Source organism: Microbacterium sp. NPDC089190, assembly GCF_040701795.1.
Classification (GTDB): Bacteria; Actinomycetota; Actinomycetes; order Actinomycetales; family Microbacteriaceae; genus Microbacterium; species Microbacterium galbum.
Window position 1 is genome coordinate 352860 of record NZ_JBFBHF010000001.1, and the last position, 20786, is coordinate 373645.

Annotated in this window: 30 protein-coding genes; 1 reads left to right on the forward strand and 29 read right to left on the reverse strand. The window is 63.7% G+C overall.

Annotated features, from left to right (window positions below):
- Positions 1–26: 26 nt before the first annotated feature.
- From AB0230_RS01745 to AB0230_RS01785, 9 genes are all read right to left on the reverse strand, one after another.
- Positions 27–881, reverse strand: a complete 855-nt coding sequence (locus AB0230_RS01745) for a hypothetical protein (RefSeq protein ID WP_366373603.1) — start codon at positions 879–881, stop codon at positions 27–29.
- Positions 874–1383 (reverse strand): hypothetical protein, encoded by a 510-nt coding sequence (locus AB0230_RS01750; RefSeq protein ID WP_366373605.1) that lies wholly within the window; start codon positions 1381–1383, stop codon positions 874–876. The genes AB0230_RS01745 and AB0230_RS01750 overlap by 8 nt, the downstream gene beginning before the upstream one ends.
- Complete coding sequence (locus AB0230_RS01755; RefSeq protein WP_366373607.1) at positions 1383–2261, reverse strand: hypothetical protein; 879 nt, start codon at positions 2259–2261, stop codon at positions 1383–1385. The genes AB0230_RS01750 and AB0230_RS01755 overlap by 1 nt, the downstream gene beginning before the upstream one ends.
- Before the next feature lies 1 nt (position 2262).
- Positions 2263–2712, reverse strand: coding sequence for a hypothetical protein (locus AB0230_RS01760; RefSeq protein ID WP_366373609.1), 450 nt, complete (start codon positions 2710–2712; stop codon positions 2263–2265).
- Positions 2709–3158: a hypothetical protein gene (locus tag AB0230_RS01765; RefSeq protein ID WP_366373611.1), complete on the reverse strand. Its 450-nt coding sequence runs from the start codon at positions 3156–3158 to the stop codon at positions 2709–2711. Before AB0230_RS01765 ends, AB0230_RS01760 begins: the two co-directional genes overlap by 4 nt.
- Positions 3159–3249: 91 nt before the next feature.
- A complete protein-coding gene (locus AB0230_RS01770) occupies positions 3250–3480 on the reverse strand; it encodes a hypothetical protein (RefSeq protein WP_366373613.1) in 231 nt (76 codons plus the stop codon).
- A gap of 39 nt (positions 3481–3519) precedes the next feature.
- A complete protein-coding gene (locus AB0230_RS01775; protein WP_366373615.1) occupies positions 3520–3936 on the reverse strand; it encodes a hypothetical protein in 417 nt (138 codons plus the stop codon).
- Complete coding sequence (locus AB0230_RS01780; RefSeq protein ID WP_366373617.1) at positions 3933–4394, reverse strand: hypothetical protein; 462 nt, start codon at positions 4392–4394, stop codon at positions 3933–3935. Before AB0230_RS01780 ends, AB0230_RS01775 begins: the two co-directional genes overlap by 4 nt.
- Positions 4394–5071, reverse strand: coding sequence for a M23 family metallopeptidase (locus AB0230_RS01785; protein ID WP_366373619.1), 678 nt, complete (start codon positions 5069–5071; stop codon positions 4394–4396). The genes AB0230_RS01780 and AB0230_RS01785 overlap by 1 nt, the downstream gene beginning before the upstream one ends.
- Positions 5072–5137: 66 nt before the next feature.
- Between AB0230_RS01785 and AB0230_RS01790 the strand changes: the two genes are divergently transcribed.
- Entirely contained in the window at positions 5138–5557 is a 420-nt protein-coding gene (locus tag AB0230_RS01790) for a hypothetical protein (protein WP_366373621.1), read from the forward strand.
- Here AB0230_RS01790 and AB0230_RS01795 read toward each other — a convergent pair.
- The 20 genes from AB0230_RS01795 to AB0230_RS01890 form a co-directional block, all read right to left on the reverse strand.
- A complete protein-coding gene (locus tag AB0230_RS01795; RefSeq protein WP_366373623.1) occupies positions 5554–6690 on the reverse strand; it encodes a peptidoglycan DD-metalloendopeptidase family protein in 1137 nt (378 codons plus the stop codon). The genes AB0230_RS01790 and AB0230_RS01795 overlap by 4 nt on opposite strands.
- Complete coding sequence (locus AB0230_RS01800) at positions 6677–7726, reverse strand: hypothetical protein (protein WP_366373625.1); 1050 nt, start codon at positions 7724–7726, stop codon at positions 6677–6679. The genes AB0230_RS01795 and AB0230_RS01800 overlap by 14 nt, the downstream gene beginning before the upstream one ends.
- Positions 7727–7756: 30 nt before the next feature.
- Positions 7757–8512 (reverse strand): hypothetical protein, encoded by a 756-nt coding sequence (locus AB0230_RS01805; RefSeq protein WP_366373627.1) that lies wholly within the window; start codon positions 8510–8512, stop codon positions 7757–7759.
- Positions 8512–10566, reverse strand: coding sequence for a hypothetical protein (locus AB0230_RS01810; RefSeq protein ID WP_366373629.1), 2055 nt, complete (start codon positions 10564–10566; stop codon positions 8512–8514). The genes AB0230_RS01805 and AB0230_RS01810 overlap by 1 nt, the downstream gene beginning before the upstream one ends.
- Positions 10567–10922: 356 nt before the next feature.
- A complete protein-coding gene (locus tag AB0230_RS01815) occupies positions 10923–11210 on the reverse strand; it encodes a hypothetical protein (protein ID WP_366373631.1) in 288 nt (95 codons plus the stop codon).
- Between the two features lie 87 nt (positions 11211–11297).
- Entirely contained in the window at positions 11298–11840 is a 543-nt protein-coding gene (locus AB0230_RS01820) for a hypothetical protein (RefSeq protein WP_366373633.1), read from the reverse strand.
- 70 nt (positions 11841–11910) lie between these two features.
- Complete coding sequence (locus AB0230_RS01825; RefSeq protein WP_366373635.1) at positions 11911–12312, reverse strand: hypothetical protein; 402 nt, start codon at positions 12310–12312, stop codon at positions 11911–11913.
- Complete coding sequence (locus AB0230_RS01830; protein WP_366373637.1) at positions 12299–12577, reverse strand: hypothetical protein; 279 nt, start codon at positions 12575–12577, stop codon at positions 12299–12301. The genes AB0230_RS01825 and AB0230_RS01830 overlap by 14 nt, the downstream gene beginning before the upstream one ends.
- Positions 12577–12900, reverse strand: a complete 324-nt coding sequence (locus AB0230_RS01835; RefSeq protein ID WP_366373639.1) for a hypothetical protein — start codon at positions 12898–12900, stop codon at positions 12577–12579. Before AB0230_RS01835 ends, AB0230_RS01830 begins: the two co-directional genes overlap by 1 nt.
- Positions 12897–13274: a hypothetical protein gene (locus AB0230_RS01840; protein ID WP_366373641.1), complete on the reverse strand. Its 378-nt coding sequence runs from the start codon at positions 13272–13274 to the stop codon at positions 12897–12899. The genes AB0230_RS01835 and AB0230_RS01840 overlap by 4 nt, the downstream gene beginning before the upstream one ends.
- An 18-nt stretch (positions 13275–13292) precedes the next feature.
- Positions 13293–13484 (reverse strand): hypothetical protein, encoded by a 192-nt coding sequence (locus tag AB0230_RS01845; RefSeq protein WP_366373643.1) that lies wholly within the window; start codon positions 13482–13484, stop codon positions 13293–13295.
- Positions 13484–14413, reverse strand: coding sequence for a hypothetical protein (locus AB0230_RS01850; protein WP_366373645.1), 930 nt, complete (start codon positions 14411–14413; stop codon positions 13484–13486). The genes AB0230_RS01845 and AB0230_RS01850 overlap by 1 nt, the downstream gene beginning before the upstream one ends.
- A 22-nt stretch (positions 14414–14435) precedes the next feature.
- Complete coding sequence (locus tag AB0230_RS01855) at positions 14436–14804, reverse strand: capsid cement protein (RefSeq protein WP_366373647.1); 369 nt, start codon at positions 14802–14804, stop codon at positions 14436–14438.
- 21 nt (positions 14805–14825) lie between these two features.
- Positions 14826–15371 carry a hypothetical protein gene (locus AB0230_RS01860; RefSeq protein WP_366373649.1) on the reverse strand — a complete coding sequence of 182 codons (546 nt, stop codon included), beginning with the start codon at positions 15369–15371 and terminating at the stop codon, positions 14826–14828.
- A gap of 54 nt (positions 15372–15425) precedes the next feature.
- Positions 15426–16076, reverse strand: a complete 651-nt coding sequence (locus tag AB0230_RS01865; protein WP_366373651.1) for a hypothetical protein — start codon at positions 16074–16076, stop codon at positions 15426–15428.
- A gap of 100 nt (positions 16077–16176) precedes the next feature.
- Positions 16177–17634: a phage portal protein gene (locus AB0230_RS01870; protein WP_366373653.1), complete on the reverse strand. Its 1458-nt coding sequence runs from the start codon at positions 17632–17634 to the stop codon at positions 16177–16179.
- 13 nt (positions 17635–17647) lie between these two features.
- The gene (locus AB0230_RS01875) at positions 17648–19195 is read right to left on the reverse strand and encodes a hypothetical protein (RefSeq protein WP_366373655.1); all 1548 of its coding nucleotides are present in this window, start codon (positions 19193–19195) and stop codon (positions 17648–17650) included.
- A complete protein-coding gene (locus tag AB0230_RS01880; RefSeq protein WP_366373657.1) occupies positions 19146–19448 on the reverse strand; it encodes a hypothetical protein in 303 nt (100 codons plus the stop codon). Before AB0230_RS01880 ends, AB0230_RS01875 begins: the two co-directional genes overlap by 50 nt.
- 94 nt (positions 19449–19542) lie before the next feature.
- A complete protein-coding gene (locus tag AB0230_RS01885) occupies positions 19543–19848 on the reverse strand; it encodes an HNH endonuclease (protein ID WP_366373659.1) in 306 nt (101 codons plus the stop codon).
- Positions 19849–19894: 46 nt separating this feature from the next.
- Complete coding sequence (locus AB0230_RS01890; protein WP_366373661.1) at positions 19895–20608, reverse strand: HNH endonuclease; 714 nt, start codon at positions 20606–20608, stop codon at positions 19895–19897.
- Positions 20609–20786: the final 178 nt, after the last annotated feature.

Below are 20786 nucleotides of genomic sequence, written 5' to 3' on the forward strand. Positions count from 1 at the left end.
TGCGAGGGGCGCCGGGGGCGTTGTAGTTAAGGAACAGCGGTCGGGTTAGTCCAGGTGTCTCCGTAGAGGACGCCACCCGGCTTGTACCGGTTCGCGCGGCGCTCCTGCTGACGAGCCAGGATCTGATCATGTGTCAACCCGGACAAGGCAGGCAGCTCGATGTATAGATCCTCGAGGATCCACGACGGCGCCTTGTGCAGGTACGTCGCCGACGCGGGGCCGGCGAACGTCAGGGACGCGATGATCGTCGTCACCGCAGCCGCCGTAGTGGTCACCGCAACGACACCCTCACCCGGGGATGAGATGAAGTTGCGGCCCACGAACGTAGCACCGCTCGTCGGGTTACCGGACACGACACTGTTCGTGAGCTCAGCAATCGACTGGCGCAGGGTGGACCCGTTCTGACCGATGCGGATCATGTTCTGCAGCGCCGACGCACCACCCTTGCGGGTGACGCGGATCGACGCGCCGAGGTACACCGTCGCGGAGGGGTGGGAGTTGAGCCATCCGCGGATGTCCTCCGACATCAGCAGCGAGTACAGGTGCCCGGCGGTGTCGTTCACCTGGGAGGGGATGAAGTGCAGCGCCCCCTTCGCGGTGCGTTCGATGACACCGTCTTTGCCGGACCCGGTGCCCTGCACGAACGTCGACGACACCCCACCCTTGAGTGAGGTCTCCGTGCCGGCGCCGATGATGGCCGCGGCCTGCTTCCACGCGAGGTTGGGGATCGTGTCGCCGGGTACGGGCACGCCCGCGGCCCACGGGACGGTCGGGTGCGCCGGGTCGTAGAGCAGCAGCGAACCGGCGTTCAGCAGGCCGTCGACGGGCGCGTCGGGCAGCGGGTCGTCGAACGTGAGCCCGGGGATGACGACGTCAGGCACGACCGCTCCTCACTGTGTACGTCAGCGCGACGCCCAAGCTCGGGTTCGTGCCGCCGACGAAAGCGGGCGGCGCGAACTCGATCTTGTGACGAAGCGATCGAACGCGCACGGTGCGCGACAGCTGCGTCGGGAGAGCGTCGCCCGACTGGGCGATGACGCCGAACTCTCCGGCCGTCGCGGGAACGACGGCGCCCGGTGCGTTACGGTGCCAGCCGACGCGTTCCACGACGTCGTACTGCGTCTGCAGCGCCGTGAAGGGCACCATCTCCGGCTTCGCGTACTGCGGGCCCGTGGTGTGCTCGATCACGTCGAGGAACCGCGCGCTCAGCGACCAGGAGTCCGGGTTGCCGGCGACGTCGAGCACGCGGATCTGCCAGGTGACCTCGTCCCCCTCGGCGGCGAACTCGATGCGGTTCGGCGGAAATTGCAGCCCGACCTTGCCGCCGGTTGCGGTGAGGCGGTGATCGACCACCCCGGCGAGGACGATGTGGGTCTTGCCCATCAGGCGGCCCTCCGATCGTTGACGGTGGTAATGGGGTGCTGGACGACCATCGCGTTGTAGCGGTAGTCGGTGTTGAACGGCGACCGGGTAGTCGCGAACATCTCGTTGAGGCCGTATCGGAACTGGTCGTGCGATCCGTTGTTGAGGATGAGGTCCTCGGCGAGGATGGTTCCGAACTGGGCCTGCAGGTCGAAGATGGTGTCGTTGACCTGCAGCTCGACGTAGCCGCCCTTCCCGCCGTTTGCGAAGCGGGAGATGGTGAGCCGGACATACATCCAGTTCCACTTGCGCTCGTTACCGCCGGTGAAGACGTCCGCCGAACCGGCGACCATCACGTCCGAGCCGTCGGAACGACGCAGCATCCAGCCAGTGGAGCCGGCGGTGCCACCGATGCCGTCCTTCAGGTACGCCTTGAAGAACGATCGCTGCGTCGAACCGGGCCACTGGGTGTCGAGGCCGATCTCGACCGTGCCCCAGGGGTACTTCTTCGCCGTCAGGTCGCCGTCGCCGGCGAGCATGATGAAGCCCGACACCGAGATGAGATCCCAGTCGTTGTTGAGCACGGACATGTTCCTGTACGTGCCGTGGCTGTTCCACACCGAGTCGGCGCTGTACGGGCCCTCGCCGGTTGAGAGCATGAGGGCGTGGTCGCCGTCGATCAGCGGGTACTGCGTGAGCCCCAGGACACCGCGGGGGGTGGCGTACGCGAAGTGGTCGCGCCAACCGTTGAACGACCCACCCGAGAAGGTGTCGTGGTTGAGCACGTCGCCGCGGCGAAGGAGCCGGGCGCTGGCCTTCTTACTGCGGGTGAGGTCGAACGCGAGCGGGTCGAATGCCGACCCGGCGGAGGAGCCGAACAGGGGGGTAATGGTCGCCACGTCAGGCCTCCACCTTCTTGAACATGTCCGCACCGGACTCGTTGAAATCGATCCACAGGACAAACCCGCCCGGATACACGAACGGGGCCTCGTACCCCGCGTAAACGTGGATGGCGTTCACGATTGCCCACACCGTGCGCGACGCGATACCACCGTCCTTGCGTCGGAAACCCAGCCACGACTTCTTCGCCGCATCCGAACCACGGAAGTACGTCTCCGCCGGCTCCGAATCAGCAGACGTCTTCACCAAACCAAGCTCAGTCGCACGCGCATCCACCGCCGCCTGCGCCGACGCGATCACAGTCGGATCAGACGAGATGATGTCAACCGCGACCATCTGCACACGCGCATCAACCGCGCCCTGCGTCTCCGTGCCATCCGTCGCAACCAGCGTCGCCGCAGTACCGTCCGACAGCGCCTGAAAATCGCCAATGAGGACCATCTTGGTCATGCGGTCACTTCCTTCCCGAGGAGGTACAGGACCGGAAAATCACCGGAAATGTCGATGTACGCGGGTGTGTCCTGCGTGGGCGGCCCAAACCCCCACGCCACGGCATCAACCGGGGTGCGGTCGACAAGGTCTTGAATGTTCCCGCCGACACCGGGGCGGACACGGAACTGCCACTCCTCAAACCCGCGGACGAACATCTCCGGCGAGTCACTGCCGCTCGAGATGAGCCAATCCATGACCGGCGTGTACGACACCCCCGGGGAGTTGTCGAGCTCAACCTCGAAGCGTCCCGTCGTGTCGTTCAGTTCGGCTTGCACCTCAGTGCCAGTCATCAGACCGGCGCCAATGTTTGCGTTGTTGGGGCGGAAGAACAGTCGTGCCGCCCTCCCCTGGATTGGGGTGAGGGAGTGGTCACGGACGAACCCGACCACGGTTACCAAGGCCATGACGGCTCCTCTCAGCCCACTGTCGGGCGGGGAATGTGGGAGTAGATGGCGGCGGCGGCCCACACGATGAGGACCGCCGCCAGGACACGCATCACCGGGCGTTAGGGGTGGCGTACACCGCCAGCGCCGCAGCAGCGCCCAGCGTCAGCGCGACGACGCCGATGGGGACGATCTCCCCTGCGAAGCTGATGACGCCGTCCGCACCGGCGATCGCGAGCGCCGGGCCGAACGATGCAGCCGCCGCGCCAACACCGGCGACCAGTGCCTTACGGGCGCGGGCGACGAAGCCGGGGCCAGTCGTGAAGTCATCGTTGATGGTCATGGGTTGTCCTTTCAAGACGAAAGCCACCCCGCAGGATGGCTAAGTGATAGGTGGTTCGGTCGACCAGTCGTCATCGGTCAAGTACCCGAGGCCCAGGCGATGAAGGATCGGGTCGGGCAGGCGAGGCAAAGACCCCGGGCGGCCACGCTGATCCCACAACCAGAGCTGCGTCTCCCGGGCCCGCACGGCAACGTTCATCTCATGCGACTCGGACTCAACCCGCTCGAGCTTCTGCCGGATCGGCGCCACCTGACGCTCAACCTCTTGCTCAATCTCCTTGCGGATGTACTGCGACAACTCAGACGCGTCATCCCACCGCGCGGAAATCTCCGTCGAGTTATCCCGCTTTCGCGTGGCGATGAACACCAGCACCGAACCGACGAGGGCAGTCGCACCGCCGCCACCGATGAGCCAGAAGACCCACGCGGGGATGCCGGCGAGACCCTCGGGGATCAACTAGTCCCCCTATCGCCCCACTCCACCCCGAGAAGCCAGAGACGCAGGAAAGGGGGAAGTGTCATCACGAACACCATCGGAGCGACAGCAACACCCGTGTGTCCCGGGATTGTCGTGCCCGCAATGAGCATGGCAACCAGCAGCACCCCCAACGTCATCAGGATGACTAGCTTCCCGACGATCTCCTGCACCCACAGGCGAGGGAACGCACACCCGATGAAGCAGATGGCACCGGCCGCTATGAGCAGCCCGTAGATGATCGACGGCACCGGCATGGGGAAGGTGAGTGTCATGGCCTGAAACCCGACCCGCAAGCCCGCAATGCCGAACAGGATGATCGCGGCGTCGAAGACGGGAAACAGCACTCGTTTCAGGGGGGACGCGTACTTTCGTTCCCCAGCCGGGATCGCATCCGGGTGCCAGATGCTCGCACGCCCGACCGCGGCGAGCCACGACATCATCGCAGGCCGCGGATGATGTTCTGCAGACGACCGATCTGACCCTCATCGTTCAGCTCGACGAGGTTGTCCGGCCCCGAATCGCCAACGAACTCGGCCACATACGTGCCGTCGCTCGCAGCAAACACGGCGTACGTGCCGCCACGACGCTCGCCAGCCTTACCAGTGATGCGGATGTAGTTCATGGGTGCTCTCCGTTTCGGAATAGGTTTTGCGCTTTCAGATGCGGCCACGCCATCAGCGTCGAAGTACGGTTCCGGGTCGAGAGTCCCGTTGGAACCGAACACGTACCAATGCAGCGGCCACAAGGTCATGTGGACGTGCGCGCCACCGGTCTCGGCGACGTTCCACGACCAGTCCTCCTCGCCGTACCCCGTCGCCCCGGAATACCCGACGACCTGACCACGGCGGACACGGTTACCGACGCTCACCGTCCGGCTCTTGAGGTGCAGGTAACGCACACGCCGGCCATCATCAAGGTCGATCGTCACGAACCGGCCCGTAGCAGGACCAATCGAATCGCCCGTATCCGCAACACGCCCCGACTCAGCCGCCAACACAGGCGTACCAATCGGACAGAACATGTCGATACCCGGCTCACTCGACGGAGGATTACGACGCCGATGAGCCGCCCACGACGTAGACCGCGAATAAGGAACAGGACGCTGATACCCCATACGGGCACCGCCTTTCAGTAGTCCCGGGCATAGGCCACAGGCACACAAGTGAGTAGGATCGGGGCCATGAAACGCGCACTCGTCGCCACCGGAATCGCGGCACTTCTGCTGCTCACCGGCTGCACGAGCACCACTACCGCCGAGACGGTCACCGTCACACCCGGCGCGGAAGGCACCTACAGCGACGGAGGCACCACTGTCGAGGTGCAGCCGACAGAGGCGCCAGCCACACCGGTCGAGGTATCCGCCACTCCGCCCGCAAACCGTGAAGCAACTTCGGTTCTGACTGGAATCCAGCTCGCTATGAGCAGTTACGGTCTCAACGTCAACGCCGAGCAGATCAAAACGGCATCCGACTACGCCTGCGACCAACTCGCAAACGGGGCGACTCAGGATTCGATCGTCGCGCTCACAGGGGACATCCCGGAGCAAGCGAACCTCGATCTTGTCCAGCTCGCTGCGGACGAATACTGCCCCGTCCGCTAAGCGCCGTGCGCGGCCATCCAGGGTTCAGGGTCGACCGGCTCGCCATCCAGGTGAACCTCGAAGTGCAGGTGATCCCCAAAGCTGTTTCCGGTGTTTCCGACCGGACCAAGCAGCGTCCCCTTGGAAACCGTCTGCCCCGTCGAGACGATCGGCGGAGTGGCCATATGGCCGTACAGCGTCTCCACGTCCACACCATCGATCTGACCGTGATTGACGATCACGTAGTAGCCGTAACCCGTCGAAGCGTTGCCCCCAGCAAAAGTCACCACACCGCGCCCAGCTGACGGAATGTCGTGGCCCGTCACGTCTGGCCCAGCAAGGTCGACACCGTTATGTGTGGGCCTATCCGGCGGGCGGAAACCGTACGTCTTCGAACTGATCGGGAAAGGCCAGTCGAAGTCGCCCGTACCGGGACCACCAACGCCCGGCGGCACGCGCTTCAGGCGCCCCGTGGCCACCTCGATCGCCATCCACTGCAGGCCCTCAGTGCTGAGCGCTGTCGCTATAGCACCAGGGCTGATCCGCACGCCGTCACCGTCGATCTCGATGACACTGCCGCCGTGTTGAATCCGTGCGTAGTCGTCGCTGACCTGTGCGACGCTGTTGCCCTTGAACACCTGAATGGTCTCGGCATCAGTGAAGACCTGGGCGCCGTTTGGAAATGTGATTGCGCCGCCATGTTCCTCGGGGTTCAGTTCCATCCCGCCGACGCGGATACGGCCTGTCTCGTCGACTTCGATCCGACCCTTGACCTTCATGATGCCCGTCAGGTCGATCTCACCCGCGATAGTCACCTTGCCGGTAATCTCACCGTCTCCGATGAGCTTCCAAGGGCCTTCGACATTGAATTGACCGAGGACGCGCACGTTGCCAGAGATCTCGCCGTTACCGGTGAAACTCCACGGACCTACCAAGTTGAAGGTTCCCGTTACCGTGGAGGTACCATCCACCTGGAGGGTGCCGACGATCTCCACCCGCCCACCGGAATCAACGCGGAGAAGACCGCCGATGAAGCGCATCCGGCCATTGCTGATGGAAGAGTTCTCAAGCATCGCCCCGCCCTCGAGGCGGTCGACACGGAAAATCAGCCGGCGGATCCAAAAGAACGCATCCGACAGGTCACGAAGCTGCACCCTGCACCTCCGTCTTCACCTGAATGCTGTTCGACCCGGACAGCTTGATGACACGCAACTCGTGCTCACCATCCGGAATCGGCGCTTTGCCCTTGGACTCAAGCAACCACCCACTACCCGGAAGCGCCAGGGTCGGCGGGTAGTCATCGCTAATCGTGAAAGCCCCCACAGACCACTGAGTGAGCGGGCCAGAGTTTGCGTTGTAGTACCGCGTAACCGCCTGCTGCAACGCATCCCCTGTCAGGTCCGGGAACGACTCCTTGGTGTCACGGATGGGCCCCCGTGGAGAGCCCGCCCACCGGGTCTCCTGGTCCTTTCCCGTGCCGTTCCCGACGCCGAGGATGCCAGTGACGGTGCGGCGCCAGCTCTTGCGGAACTTCACGCCCGAAAGGGGTGATTGCTCCGCATGCAGCTTGAACGCCGTACGCCCGAAACGCACAGGCGCACCCACAACAGCCTGGAAGCGCACGTCGCGCCCGCCCGTGCTATACACGCGCAGGAACGTCTCCGAGCCAGTCCGATCCTCAATCTGCTTGATGATGTCGGAGATCCGGTACTTCTCCCAGAACGCCCAACCGCCACCCACATCCCCAGAACCATCCGGGGGAAGGTCAATCGGGTACACCCACTCGGGGCCCCACTGCATCATCCGCGCAAGGACAGCTCGGATCGCACCCGACGCCGACTTACCCGCAATCGTCAGATTCGAGTCCAACGGGGCGAGGACGCCGTCCACCATTCGCCAGTCCGCTTCACGGATCAACTCCGACGCCTTCACCTCGACAGCGCCCTTGTCATCGTCGTACTCGTACTCATCGATCTTGTGCGCGTAGATGGGCGTATCGCCCCACCAGCGCACGATCATGCGGGCGTTGCCCTCGAATACCTGATCGACCGTCCCCGGACCCCAAGGGGCGTCCTCGTCGTTCACGACGATGGTTTCCGTGCTCTCCCCGTCGCCGGTGAGACTCGTCGACCAAGATGAAGCGCTGGTGGTGATGTGTGCCCGGAACTGGCCTGTGATGGCGTCGTTCACGGTCAGTGACCATTCCGGCATTACGCCTCCTCACACGTATGTGTCGCGCAGCAGCACCCTCCCTGGCGTGGAAAGCGTGTGCTGCCATCGAGTGCCGTCAGGGACGGCCCACAGGTCGCCGCGGCCGGCATCGGGAAGCCACACGCCATCCCGCGTGACACGCCCCGTGGCCATGTCAATGCGGTGCGTTCCCCCAGCAGGCGCCCCGGTTACAGAGAACGTGCCCCCCGGCGATGAGACGCTGTACGACGTCGGCGCGGACGGGATCTCGATGACCGGGTGCGCGGGGAAGTTGCCCCGAGACGGAACCCACACAGACGGTGACGCTGAGTACGTCTGCCAAGGCGCGTACTTCCGCGGGTCCGCGGCGAGCAACTGCACCTGGAACTCCCCGGTACAGAACTCGCCTCCCCGGGAACCACTGTCGACCGCTTCGCGGCGCACGCACCGCACAGTCGAGGAGAGCGTCTCTCCTTGCAGTTCGACAACTAGCGGGAACCGGTCCCCCGTCGCACCCCACCCGTTGATCTGATGGGCCATGCGATTGAGGTCGAACGGCGTGCGGGCGATCATGTGACCGTCGAGCGTGATTACTCGAGCGGGCAGCTTGACTGGCACGTCGAACTCGCCGTGGGAGAGCGCGCGCTGTACTGCTTCGCGACGCCCCTCGGGCAGCCCTTCCCAGCCCTGTAGCCCGTTCTCCTTGACCACGAAGCCGAACTCTTCGGGGCCGAGAGTGCCACGCATCGTGACGCCCCGGCCCCGAATGGTGAGTCCGTCGCTCATTAGACACCCACCTTCTCGGCCGCGCTGTTAGCAAGCTGGTTAGCCGCCGCGATTGCGCTCGTCGGGTCCATCTCGGGGAAGTGGTTCGTCTGCTGGATAAGGGCACCACCGGATCCCGCTACGCCAAACCCTGATGGGTCGAGCGAGTCCGGCCGGCGGATCGTCACACCCGTTGACAGGGAAGGCAACGCGGGAAGCGTCGGATCCTGCCCGTCGAACCCCGACACGAACTGGTCGTACAGTGCCCCACCGGACGCCTTCAAACCCGTCCACCCCGAACCACTGAACGGTCCGCGCTTCGCGGGACTGTGGGGGAAGAACCCACCGATGTAGTCCATGATCCCGCCGACCGCGTCGCCGATCGCACCAAACATCGACCCGATACCGTCGATCAACCCTTGGATGATCGCCTGCCCAGCATCGAACAGTTGCGGGATGATCCCGATGATCGCCTCGACCAGCTTCGGGCCAACCTCGATGAGCGTGTCGATCAGCGCCGGGATGATCACCGGAATGGCGTCGATGAGGGCGGTGAACAACTGAACTGCTGCCTGAATCAGGATGGGTATCAGCCCGATGATCGTGGATATCAGGACGGGCAGCAGATCCACTACACCGTTGATGAGTGCAGGGATGATGATGGGGATTGCATTGACGATCGCTGTGAACAGGGACACCGCACCGTTGATAAGCGCCGGGATGAGCGTCGCCAGCGCGTTGACGAGCACCGGCAGCAGATCTACGAGCGCCTGAATCAGTTGCGTGACGATCATGGGGATCGCTTGCACGATCGCCATGAACAGGGCAATGGCACCGTTGATAAGCAGCGGGATAGCTGAGATCAACGCCGTAATGATGACGGGGATCAGCCCCACCACAGCCGTCACCAGTTGCGGAAGAATCACCGGGATTGCTTCGACGATCCGGTCCAACACGTTCAGCACGCCCGCGATGAGCTGCGGGATAGCTGCCAGGATGCCAGCCAGGATGAGAGGCACCATCTGGACGACGGTGTCCACCACCTGCGGGATGACGTCCGCGAGGGTAGTGATGAGGGAGAGCACCCCACCTACCACGGCGGGGATGATCTCCGGCAACGCGTCGGCGATGTTGCGGATTAGGCCGTCACGCACCGACGCGAGGCTGCTAATGAACCCGCCGAAGTCACCCGTCTGCAGCGCGTTGAAGAACCCTTGCACGGCGGGAATGACGTTCGCGTTCAGGAACGAAACGACCTGTGTAGCGATCGGCAAGAACAACTGACCGATCGTGGTGACGACCGATTCCCAACCAGCGTTGAGCCGCTTCAACTGACCGTCGAAGGTGTCAGCCTCACGACCCGCCTGACCCTGAGCATCCGTCGTCTGCGCGAGGATCTCCGCCTGCGCCGCCAACACGCGCTGCTGTTGAGTCAGCGTGCCCGTGCCGTCGAAAATACCCATCGACATGGCACGCGCCTTGAGCGTCGCGTCGTCGAGAAGAACACCGTACTGACGGAGCGGTTCCGACTCGCCACGGAGGCCGGCGCTGATCGCGTCAAGCGCGGTCTGCACGTCACCGCCGTAGAACGCCGCAAGGTCGGCACCCAACCCGCCCAGCTCATTGGAGAAACCGGACAGGTCGGTACCGGTAAGACCTGCGGCCTTTCCGAACACGCCGAACATCTGCGACGCCTCAAGCGCCTGCTGCTGCGTGATACCGAGACCCTGAACAGCGTCCTTCGCGAACTGCTCGATATCGCCCGACGCATCACCGAACACGGTGCGAATGGCGGATACCGTCTGATCCAGGTCATTGGCCTGGGTGATGCCTTCGCGGATCGTGGACCCGACGAGCTCGCCAAGCTTCAGCGCGCCGAATGCGGCGGCAAGGGGGCCGGCGAGGCGCGCGACGGAGGCGAGCATGCCGCCCTGAACGCCCTTGCCGGCGTCTTCGCCGCCCTTGCGCCCGGCGGGCTCGAGAGCGTCTTTGAAGCCCTGGTCTACCTTCCGGCCGAAGCCTGAGAAGTCGGGCGCAATCTCAGCCCACGCCGTGTAAAAGCTCTTGTCCGCCACGGCACCTCCCGGTTAGTCGGGAGGTGTCTCCCGGGGTCGACGCAATAGGTCACGCACCTCAGCGGCGGTGCGGCGGCGGCTAGAACCACCAAGACGAGTGCGCTTCGTTGTGGGCCTCGGATACGGCCGGGAGCGCCGCTTCGATGCCTTAGCTCGTTGCAGGTCGTACAAGTCAGCGAGGATGAGCCACTCAAAGCTGACCGGACGCTCCCACCCTTGCTCCGCAGCGGTGTACCGCGACTCGGGGTTTGTGCCGAGTTGGTGCAGGAGCAGGTAGACCTCACGTAGTGGGAGGTCGTAGAGGGAGCAGTGGTAGATGGTGCGGAAGTCTGCGACGACCTCCGGCAGACGCCGGGTTACTCGTCGCCGGAGGTCTGCGATTCCCCCGGGTTCAGCCCCGTCCAGTCCTTGATGAGTTCGAGGATCTTGTGAGGAGCAACGGACTGCAAGACCGCGTCGGCGGTCCGCTTGTCCGACTTCGCCTTGATGAGGTCGTGGATAGCAGCCACGCCTGCGTCAACGTCCTGCTGGAGAAGGTCGCCGAACTTGGGAACTTTGGCGAGATCGTCAAACGTAGCTACCTGCAGCACGAACGTCTTATCGGCGATCTTGAACTGGAACGGCTTGCTTGAGTAATCCTTCATGGGAGATGCCTTTCACGTGCGGGAGAGAATGAGGAGAGTGCCGGGTGGCCGCCGTCTCCCGTCGACGACCACCCGGGGCATATGGGGTCAGTCCTCGAGGGCGCTGTACCACTTCTTCACGGCACCACCGAGGGTCTCGTTGTACGAGCACTCGATCGTCACCTCGTAACCGATCGCCTCACCGTTGGAGTACACCTGGTCACCAACCTCGACGACCTGCGACTCCGGGCCGTACGCACGGATCGATTTGTCACCGTCAATGACATCGAGGTTCAGAGCGATGACGGGGCGCTCCTTTGTCGGGTCGATGACGATAGACCCATCCGTGGCGACAGTGCCGCCGTAGTAGAGGGCGACGGTGTCCGCGTTCGTCTGAATGAGGCGGAGCTGGTAACGCACCGACCCTTCCTCGACGATCGTTCGGACCTTCTTGCGCTTCTGCCAGGCACGCAGCGCCGTGGTCGACTGCTCCGAGGTCTCGGTGACGCCGTCCTCGGACACGTACCCGACGTCGGTCCAGCCGGAGCCGAGCACGCTGACAGCAGACGTCGGCGCCGGCGCGGTGTTGAAAACGCCGACCGACACGATTCCATCGACGGCCACGTAGACCTCTTCGATGTTCTTACCCATGGGGTTCTCCTTCAGAGGGTTGGTGGCCTAAAGGCCGGTTGACCCCCGCGCGGGAGAACGCGGGAACAGATCAGAGGTTCCGTGCACGCACCGGTGTAACGGTGGACAGGAAGTAGTGCGTCAACGGTTTCCCGTCGACGAGAGTTCGGGTATCGGTGTCGTCGGTCACGTCGACCGGATCCGACACCTCGACAGCGTGGAACGCTTGACGGCACCCGTTTGCCACAGCGATCGCGAGATCCTGCGCCATAACCGCGTCGTTAGCCCAGATGTTGAACCCATGCCGGCGGCGAGACACACCATCACGCCCAGTCCCACCATCGTCACGAACGGTGACCATCCTTGCCGATGCCGCTGTACCGCGCTTCGGGGTCACCGTCACACCGGACCAGCCCGCCCCAGCCAGGTAGGCACGCATACCGAACACGAAGGGCCCGATAGTCGCCGGGTAGGTGATGTCATTCGCCTGCACGACTAATCGCCCTCCCCAACGTTCCCCGCTTCGCCTCCACAGCAGACCCGATGTACGGCGCCGCGGTGACGTTCGCGGACACACGACCACGCCGCCCGCCGCTACGGAAAGCCCGCAACTGCAGCGACGCCACATACTCCGGGTTCGGGTCCGCCTCAGCCGACGCCATCACGGGAGCAGCAAGCCGCATCAACAGCTCCTCAAGCTCATCCGACACGGCAATGTCCTTGATCGGACGCGTCGGTTTCCACCCGTACTTCGCCATCAGGAAGCCCGCTTCACATTCACGACGACACCCGCGCCGCGCAGGTTGTAGGGGTTTGTCCACTGCTCGGACTCGCCATCAACGACGTAGAGAGCGCCGCGGATCCGGATCTGATCACTAGGGAAGAACACCGTCCCGGACGGCGCGTAGACGGTCCCATCTGTTTCGGTCCGGGCGCCGAATGTGGCGGCCGTCTCAGCGGAGGATCCCGGGGCGAATGCGCAACCCGGCACATCGACGTCGACAGTCGTGAATACGGGGTTACCCATCGAATCCTCACCGCCCGGAACTTCACGGACGATCGTGACGGTCTCCCCGATCATGCAAGCCACCCGTTCCGCATTCGTGGCGCGGAGGGGCACAGCAGGTCGAAAATGGCGACCTCGTCAGCGCTGAGATACAGGTTGTTGTTGGGGTTCGCGTACGTGACCCCCTGCGAGAACGGGCCGGTGGTGTCTTGAATTTGGGACACGCCTTCGGCATCGCGATTGAGCATCGCGCGGCGCACCATGTTGGACACTACGCGGACAACGGTCGCGTTTCGGACCGAACCGCTATTCACATGACCTTCGAGACTCGGCCAGCGTGTGAGCAGAATGTCAATGGAGTCGCCGATCAGGGTCTCCGCAATGGGCCGCTCGGCGGAGGTGAGAGGGCGCCAACGCGCCTCCACGTCACTGACGTTTACTGAGATCATCAGCGCCCTCTCCCCTACTTACTTGTCGTCCTGCTCGTCGGCGATCGTGCCGACGAAACCCTCGTCGGTGAGGCGCTTGACCTCAGCCGCGGGGATCCCTTCCGGGATTGCGGAACCCTGGTAGATGTACACGTCGGCACCCGACGCGTCCTTTGCGATCACCAGTGCGGCAAGAGCGACGATCTCGTCCTTCTTGCGCGGGGCGGGCATCAGGCACCCACCGAGGTGATCTTCCAACCAGCCGAAGGCTCGACAACGATCGGAACGGTCACGCGACGAGCGCGGAGCCGGTAGGCGTCCTTGTGCTCATCACGGATGGACTTGACCTGCACGCCGACACCGTCGGCAGAGGCGTATCCCTCGCCACCGAGATTCTCGTCAGCCATGCCACCGAGCGTCTTCGAGTCGAGGACGAGGGCGGTCTGGTTGGCAGGGAGGTTGGGCGAGGCCAGCCAACGCAGACCGGCGATGACAGGGAACTCGCCGGTGATGACCGGGTTCGATCCGTTGTTCTCTCGCGGCAGAAGGCCGGCGGTGGCGAACTTGGCGTAGGCGTTCGCCCAGGCCAGGTCGGACACGACCACGGTGTCAGGGTCGTAGCCCTGGTTCAGCGACACGATGTTCGCCTTCGCCAGCGCAACATCCGTGAGGATCTGCTGAGCGGTGGCGGACGTCCACGCGGCGGCCGCAGCAGTGTTCTGCGTGACCGCCGACGAGATCGCCGACAGGGCGACGGAGTCCACGTACTTCACGTTCTGGTTTGCCAGCTTCGTGAGAGCACGGTTGACGGGCTGCATGTTCTGCCGGGCGATGGACTCGTCGGTGACGATGGTGTCCTGACCCCACTTGACCGTCTTGGCGATGTTCGCCGTGCCGGTCGGAGCGGTCGTCAGCGGGTACTCCGAACCCGGGGTGACCGCACGGGGGTTGTCCGCCGTGTAGATGGTCTCGCCGGTCTCGTACTGCACCGCACCGCCCGAGACCGTGTAACGGCCCGAGAGGATGGTGTCAGCGATGAACCGCTGCTCGAGAATGGTCCGCAGGCGACGCGCGATGAGGGTCGGGTCGTTGAGGAACCGCGAGATGGTGACCGAGTCTCCCGAGATGGTGGGGCCGGCCGGAGGGTAAACGTAAGGCATTGTCTGTTTCCTTTCTCAGCCGTTACCGTGCGAGCTTGACTTCAACGGTCTGACCGTTGGTGGCCGACGTGAGGGCGACACCGACGATGTTCTGATCGTTGGTGCCGTTGGTGTGCGACGCGACAGCGCCAGCAGCAGCAGCCTCGACGTTGGCTCCGGCGGTGATCGTCCCGGATGCGGTGAGGCGCTGCACGCCACCCGCGAAGACGGTCACGTTGTCACCGTTGGCGACGTCGAATCCGGCGACGCCAATCCACGAGTGCGTGGCAGCGGACGCCGGGGCGACGGTGCCCGAACCGGACACGATGACCAACTGGCCGCCCGTGATGGATGCCGAAGCCTGGCGCGTGAACACCTGCCCCGGGAGGTACAGCGGAAGATACTCAGCCATGGCTGGTTCTCACTTTCTGGTTTAGTTCGCCCCAAAGAGGGACGAGTAGATGAGGTCACCTTCGGAGGCGTTGCCGTCCGGCGTGGCGCCCGGCTTGAGGGCGGTTACCGGGCGGATCTGCGATGGCGCAGGCTTTCCCGCTCGAAGGGATTCGAGTTCGGCCTTCACCTGCGCGAGTTCAGAAGCGGCCGCAAGCAGCGGCGCGAGGCGTTCCGCGCGTGCGGTCACCTTCTCTTCATCGCCCGACCCGAGAAGGTCGAAGTAGTCCTCGCCAACCCCGTGCGTGGCGGCGACTCGGTACCGCACGGCCTCCGCGCGTGCCTCATCGGCTTCACGCTTAGCCGCTGCGGCGGCGTCAGCAAGACGCTGCGACTCCGTCTTCTGCGCATCCTCAAACTCCTGCAGCCGCTTTGCGGCCTCAGCGTTGGACTTGGCGCGTGCTTCCTGCTCTCGAGCCTTCTGCTTCCAGAAATCGACCGTTTCGGTCGGTTTGGGCGCTTCAGCGGCAGGTTCGACGGTGGGGTTGATGCTCTCGTCGACCGTTGCGGTCTCAGGGGCGTCGGACATGAGTTTTCTCCGTTTCGGAAGGACCGATACCCGTTGCGGGATCGGAGGTCTGTGTCACGAGATGGGCACCAGAACGCTTTCGGTGCGGGGGTATCCGCGCACCGAGAATTCGCGTGTCTCTCGCGTGTAGAAGGTCGGCACGGGGACGCAGTGGCAGTTGTCGTGGTAGTCGGAAGCGAGCTCCGCTACGCCGCGCGTTTTCGTTCCTCCACCTACGCCGCCGACATAGCCAGCTCGCCTGTTGCCCGACTCGTCTAGAGCTATCGACGGGTCCACACCTCGGCCAATGACGGCGCCAGCGGCCGAAGCGGATCGGTACACCGGGCCGCGACCCGCGAGCATCTTGCAGAAGTTGCACGACTTGCCCGACTTGGCCCGCTCGGGGCTGAGCTTGCGCGACCAAGACACCGCAGCGACCTTCCCGGAGCGGGCATCCACCTGCGCAAGAGAATCGACCGTCTGCCGAGCCGGCTGCAGGAGCAGACGCTGAGCAGCCCCCAGTACACGCGATTGGAAGCCCTCCCAATCGCGTGTCTCACCGACGAGCGCTTCGACAGCCCAACGGATGACACCCTCGGACTGTTTCGTCTTCGCTGGCTGCGCGAACACCGTGGTCACAGCACCCGAAGCGCTCCCCGGCACCTGCCGCGCAGAATCGTAGAAATCCGCCGCCAGGACAGCCGCAGTATCGCCATAGGCGGTCATGAAGTCCGGAAAGTACCTCAACAGGACGTCCCTAACTCGCAGTGGGTTAGACCCTTCCCCGAAGGCGGATAGCACCTCAAGGATCTGCTGCTGTGTCAGCTCAGACAGTGCCGCCGTTGCTTGCCGGAACTCCTCCACCCGAGCCTGCGTCACCATTACGCAACCCCCGTGCCGCCTCAACCAACGCCTGAACCCGAGAAGTGGCACCCTGCTGCTGCATCGCCGTCTTCACGCGCTCGAGGCGTTGCCCGGTGAAGCCGGGAACGTCCTCGAGCAGCGCATCGGCCGGGATGCCCAGCATGGTTGCGAGCTTCCCCAGACCATCCACGGTCTGGGCAAACGAACGCGCCTCAAAGTTGCGCCAGCGAACCTCGGAACCGTAATCATCCGCAGCGACCGTGTTGCCGTCCACGAGCGCGCAGAGACGGAGCAGTTGTTCATGAGACTCCCCAAGGGAAGTCATGATCTCCCCGCCCTCACGGTTCTTAGCCGCCTCGAGGCCAGCCAACGTGGCATCCGAGATGTTCGAAATGCCATCAATGCCGAGGGTCTGCACCGGAACCTGCCCGATCGCAGCGAAATCGCGCAGCGCAGACTCACGCGTCTTGATGTACGGCTCAGGAGAACCGCCCGGCAACTCCTCGATCTTCACATCGGCAGGGTCTTCATCGAGGTACCAGATGCGCGCGGCCCCAGCCCTGAGCTCCTCCTGCTGATCCTTCGGCACCCACCCGAGAACGTAACGCTGCTTGAACGCCTGGAAATACTGTGCCACCAGCATCTCGAATGTGGTCTCGTTGATGCGCTCCTGAATCCGCAGCAGCGGCTCCACAACGCCGAACTGCTCTTCCCCGGCTAGGAGGTTGCGGTCGCGGTACCGAACCACAGGCGGAACAGCGAGCCCGTGTGAGGAAGCCTCGATGAACACCAGCGACCGGGAACCGTACGGGACAGACCAGATGTCCGACATCAACGACGGGACACGGTCTTCCACGCCGAAGCGGTAGACCATCTCGTCGTCGAAGAGCGTGAGGGTCTGCAAACCGCGTGAGGATTCGTCAACCGCGACGGAGAGCATGGGCCACTCGTCCGCCTCGGGGTCCTGGTACAGGCCAGTCATCTTCCGTGCGGAGTACAACGAGATCGACGGACCCTTGAGGCCACGCCCGTACTCACCGGGAAGGACTGTCGCATACGCGGCGCCAAACGAAATCGCTGAGCGAGTCAGACCTGTCTGCCGCGAGTCCATCCGGTTGCGTTGCCACCAATCCCACGGCTCAACAGCATCCGCAGCGGACTGCGACTCGTAACCGTCAACCTTCATCACCTGCGAGAACGTCTTCACCAGCAGCGGTAAATAGTTCGTCTCTGACTCTGCAGCCAACGCCTTCATCAGCGGGGGCGCATCCTCCGGGATCTGGACCGTCGGAACGAACGAACGATCCGGGTTCACATCCAGAGCGTTAGCGATCCGCTGAAGACGCGGAAGCTCCTGCGTCCGCTGATTCTCAAGCACCGTGCGGACGGCTTCCAGCGCATCCTTCTTGCTCAACGCCACAAGGACACCCCTCTCAACGGAACACAGCCGCGTGCGACCGTTTCTTCTTGCTCGTCCTCGACGCCCACAGCGCGACACTCACCGCTTCCAACGGCGTCTCATCCCCATCAGCGGTGCTGGCAGACCAACCGCCACGCTTGTCCTTATCCGTCACAGCAACGGAAGCATCCAGCCGGCCCTGACCCTCCGAAGCAAGATGGGTCACAGTGCGAGCCCGAACGCCCTCATCGAACATCCCGCATGCGGTCAGGTACTGCGGAGTCGTCGCAACACGGATACTGCGGTGCGAAACACCCCGCTCAACCAGCAACTGACGCAGCACAAGAGCTCCCGACCCACCAGAGAAAACGATCGAGTCGGCAGCTTTCCACCGCGGTTCACCGGTCGGACCGACAGCCACAAACCAGTCGGCAAGGTTTGAAATAGCCGATTCGACGTCACCATCGACCGCGTCGATGAGCTCGACGTGTTCGCCGGCCTCGTGCTGCACCGCGCCGCCCACAGCGATGCGATCACCGTCTGCAGAAAACGCCACCCCGTACGAGCGGCTATCCGAACCCGGAGCCCGCTCTACGGCCGTGGCATCCCACGACGCAGTCGAAATAGCGCGCGTGCCGGACTCGTCCGAATCCCACACGCCCAGCGCCTCACGACGCCATGCCTCATCCGAAGCCAAGTTCTCCCGCATACGAGCCACCGACTCAGGCGGCGTGCGATGCGGGTAAGACGGATTCGCAAGCTTGATCTGCTCCGGGTCATCCAGTGACGGGCCACCCGGCCGACCCACATTCTGATCCGCGGAAAACTCAATGTAGAGCGCATCACCGCGCGTAACGACCTCAAACTCCCGACGATCGGAACCAAGCGCTTTCCGACGCCGCGCCTTCATCACATCACCGGGATCGACAGGCCGCGGCGGCGTGCCCATGAAGATCGCCAACGCGCCGCGTGGGTTCCGGGACTGATTCATGGCCGGGATCATGTCCTCGAGCGCCTTCTCCGTGAGGATCTGGCCTTCGTCGAAGACCTCGCCGTCGACCTCGTCGAAGCCACGGCCAAACCCGGCCTCACGAGCACCGAAAAGGATCCGAGACCCATTCCGGAACCTGATCTCCTGCTCGCCGTTGGTCGAGCGGATCCCGTTCGTCGCACCAGGGGCCATGTAAGGACGCACACGCTTGCTCTGCGCGAATCCCGCGAGCTTCTGGAACGTCTGCGTGGCCGTGCGGACGCGGTGAGCAGTCCACAGCCATGTCTGGTCATCCTCGTACGCGCACAAACCGAACGTGGCACGACTGACAAGAAAAGTCTTGGCCACCTGCCTAGCTATCGAGAAGGTGGAACCGCCTACAGTGGCCGCGTAGCGCCCGTCAGCTCGAGTGCCGAGCAGAAGCTGACCGGCGCCGTCCTGCCAGGTATCAAACCGAATGCCCCACTCGTCGTAGCGTTCCTCGAGGTCGAACCACGTCGAGTCCACGATCCCAGTCGGGGCGACGACGAAGCGGGCAACCTCAGATAGCGGTCGCTTTGAACGTTCGTCGAGAACCAGAGCCTTCGCCACGACGCTCCTCCTCGGCAGCCAGCGCGCGAAGCGCCTCCTCCGCCGCGATCAGCCCATGCAGCTTGTTCAGCTCGTTGTTCAACTGAGGGCGCGTGTTGTCCCCCGCCTTCGCGAACGAATCCGCCGTCTCACGCCGTTGCACCCGGAGCATCAACAGCACGTCGCCGGTGAGGACCGCCTCCTGGATGCTCATCGTCTTCCAGTCGTCCGCCGGCCGCTCGTCCTCACCGACCGCTCGCAAACCCTTTGCCATGTTCTTCACCGCCTAGGGGGGGAGGGGGGTACGGGGAGAGATCTCGCAATGCCGAGGGAGCGAACGTGCGCGGTCGGTCGGGGGTGCCCCCCACCTACCAGATGGGTGACGCCTCGACCTTGCCTGTGGGTCGTGCCGTTTCGGTCGTTCTGATGGGTTTGGAGCCGCGGCGTTGGTTGCAGCGGCGGCAGATGGTACGGCCGTTGCTGGTGGCGTTGGTGCCACCTCGAGCGATGGGGATGATGTGGTCGGGCTCAGCACTGTTCGGTTGGCGTGATACGTCGTAGTCGAGAGTGACGCCGCAGTCGGGGCAGTTCGTGATGCCGTTGTGCTTGTCCCGCGCCAGAACGTTCCGCCTGAAGTTGAGGTGTGGCGTTAGGCCCGTGCGGGATGAGGTCATGACCTCTGTCCTCCTACCAGTCCCCCTTGGGGTGAGTCGCAAACTCCTATGTCGTGAGTTGCCAGAAGTCGAGCCGCGTTCCCTTTGTGATGTTGCAGCGCCAGCAGGATAAGACGCAGTTGTCCCAGGTGTGGGATCCGCCTCTGCTGATGGGCGTCATGTGCTCAAGCGTGGCTTGGTTGTCGTGCCGCTCGCCCTTGGGGAATGATTTGAAGACCATCTCGCACGCGCAGTAGTAGCAACGGTCACCGTCCCTCTTTCGAAGTGCGGACACTGTGATACCTGGCTCGTAGCCGTTGTTTGCAAGGCGTGCTCGCCGGACGTGGGTGTTGGCTATCGCAAGTGCAATGCGCTTGTCTTTGTCGCGTTCGTAGCGCGCGTTGTCTGCGGCGCGCACTTTCTCAAGATTTTCCTGACGGTAACGCGCCATCCTCACTCGGACGTTTTGAGCATCGGCGTGGTACCGCACAACTTCCCGAGAGGTGCGGCATGCCTTGCATTCTTTGCGCTTACCTGCTGGCGCCTTGGCGTCATTGTGAAACTTGTCAAGCGGGAGGCGGCGTTCGCAGATTTGACAGTCGCGCGTGCCGTCTTCGTAGTCTGTGACAGGTTGAGGGCGGCGGCGTGGCGCCAAGATGGGGACGTCGGCCTGAACATCCCCGGTCCGCCAGTACCGCTTGTAGTGCGGGCCGCAGAGACCGTGGATCTTGTTTTTGATGCCGCGTTCGCAGCCGTCCACGGTGCAGATAGACTGAGTCACAGCCGATCTCCTTCTAAGCCAAGGTGATTCGGTCAGGTCCCGGATTGAGTGTTAGCGCACTCTCCGGGGCCGTCTTTATTCTACCGCCTGGTTAGCGGGCTTTGGGTTGGGTGAGTTGACGCCACCACCAGCGGATGCGTTCGAGGATCCGCATTTAGTCGCTTCCTCGGATGACGGT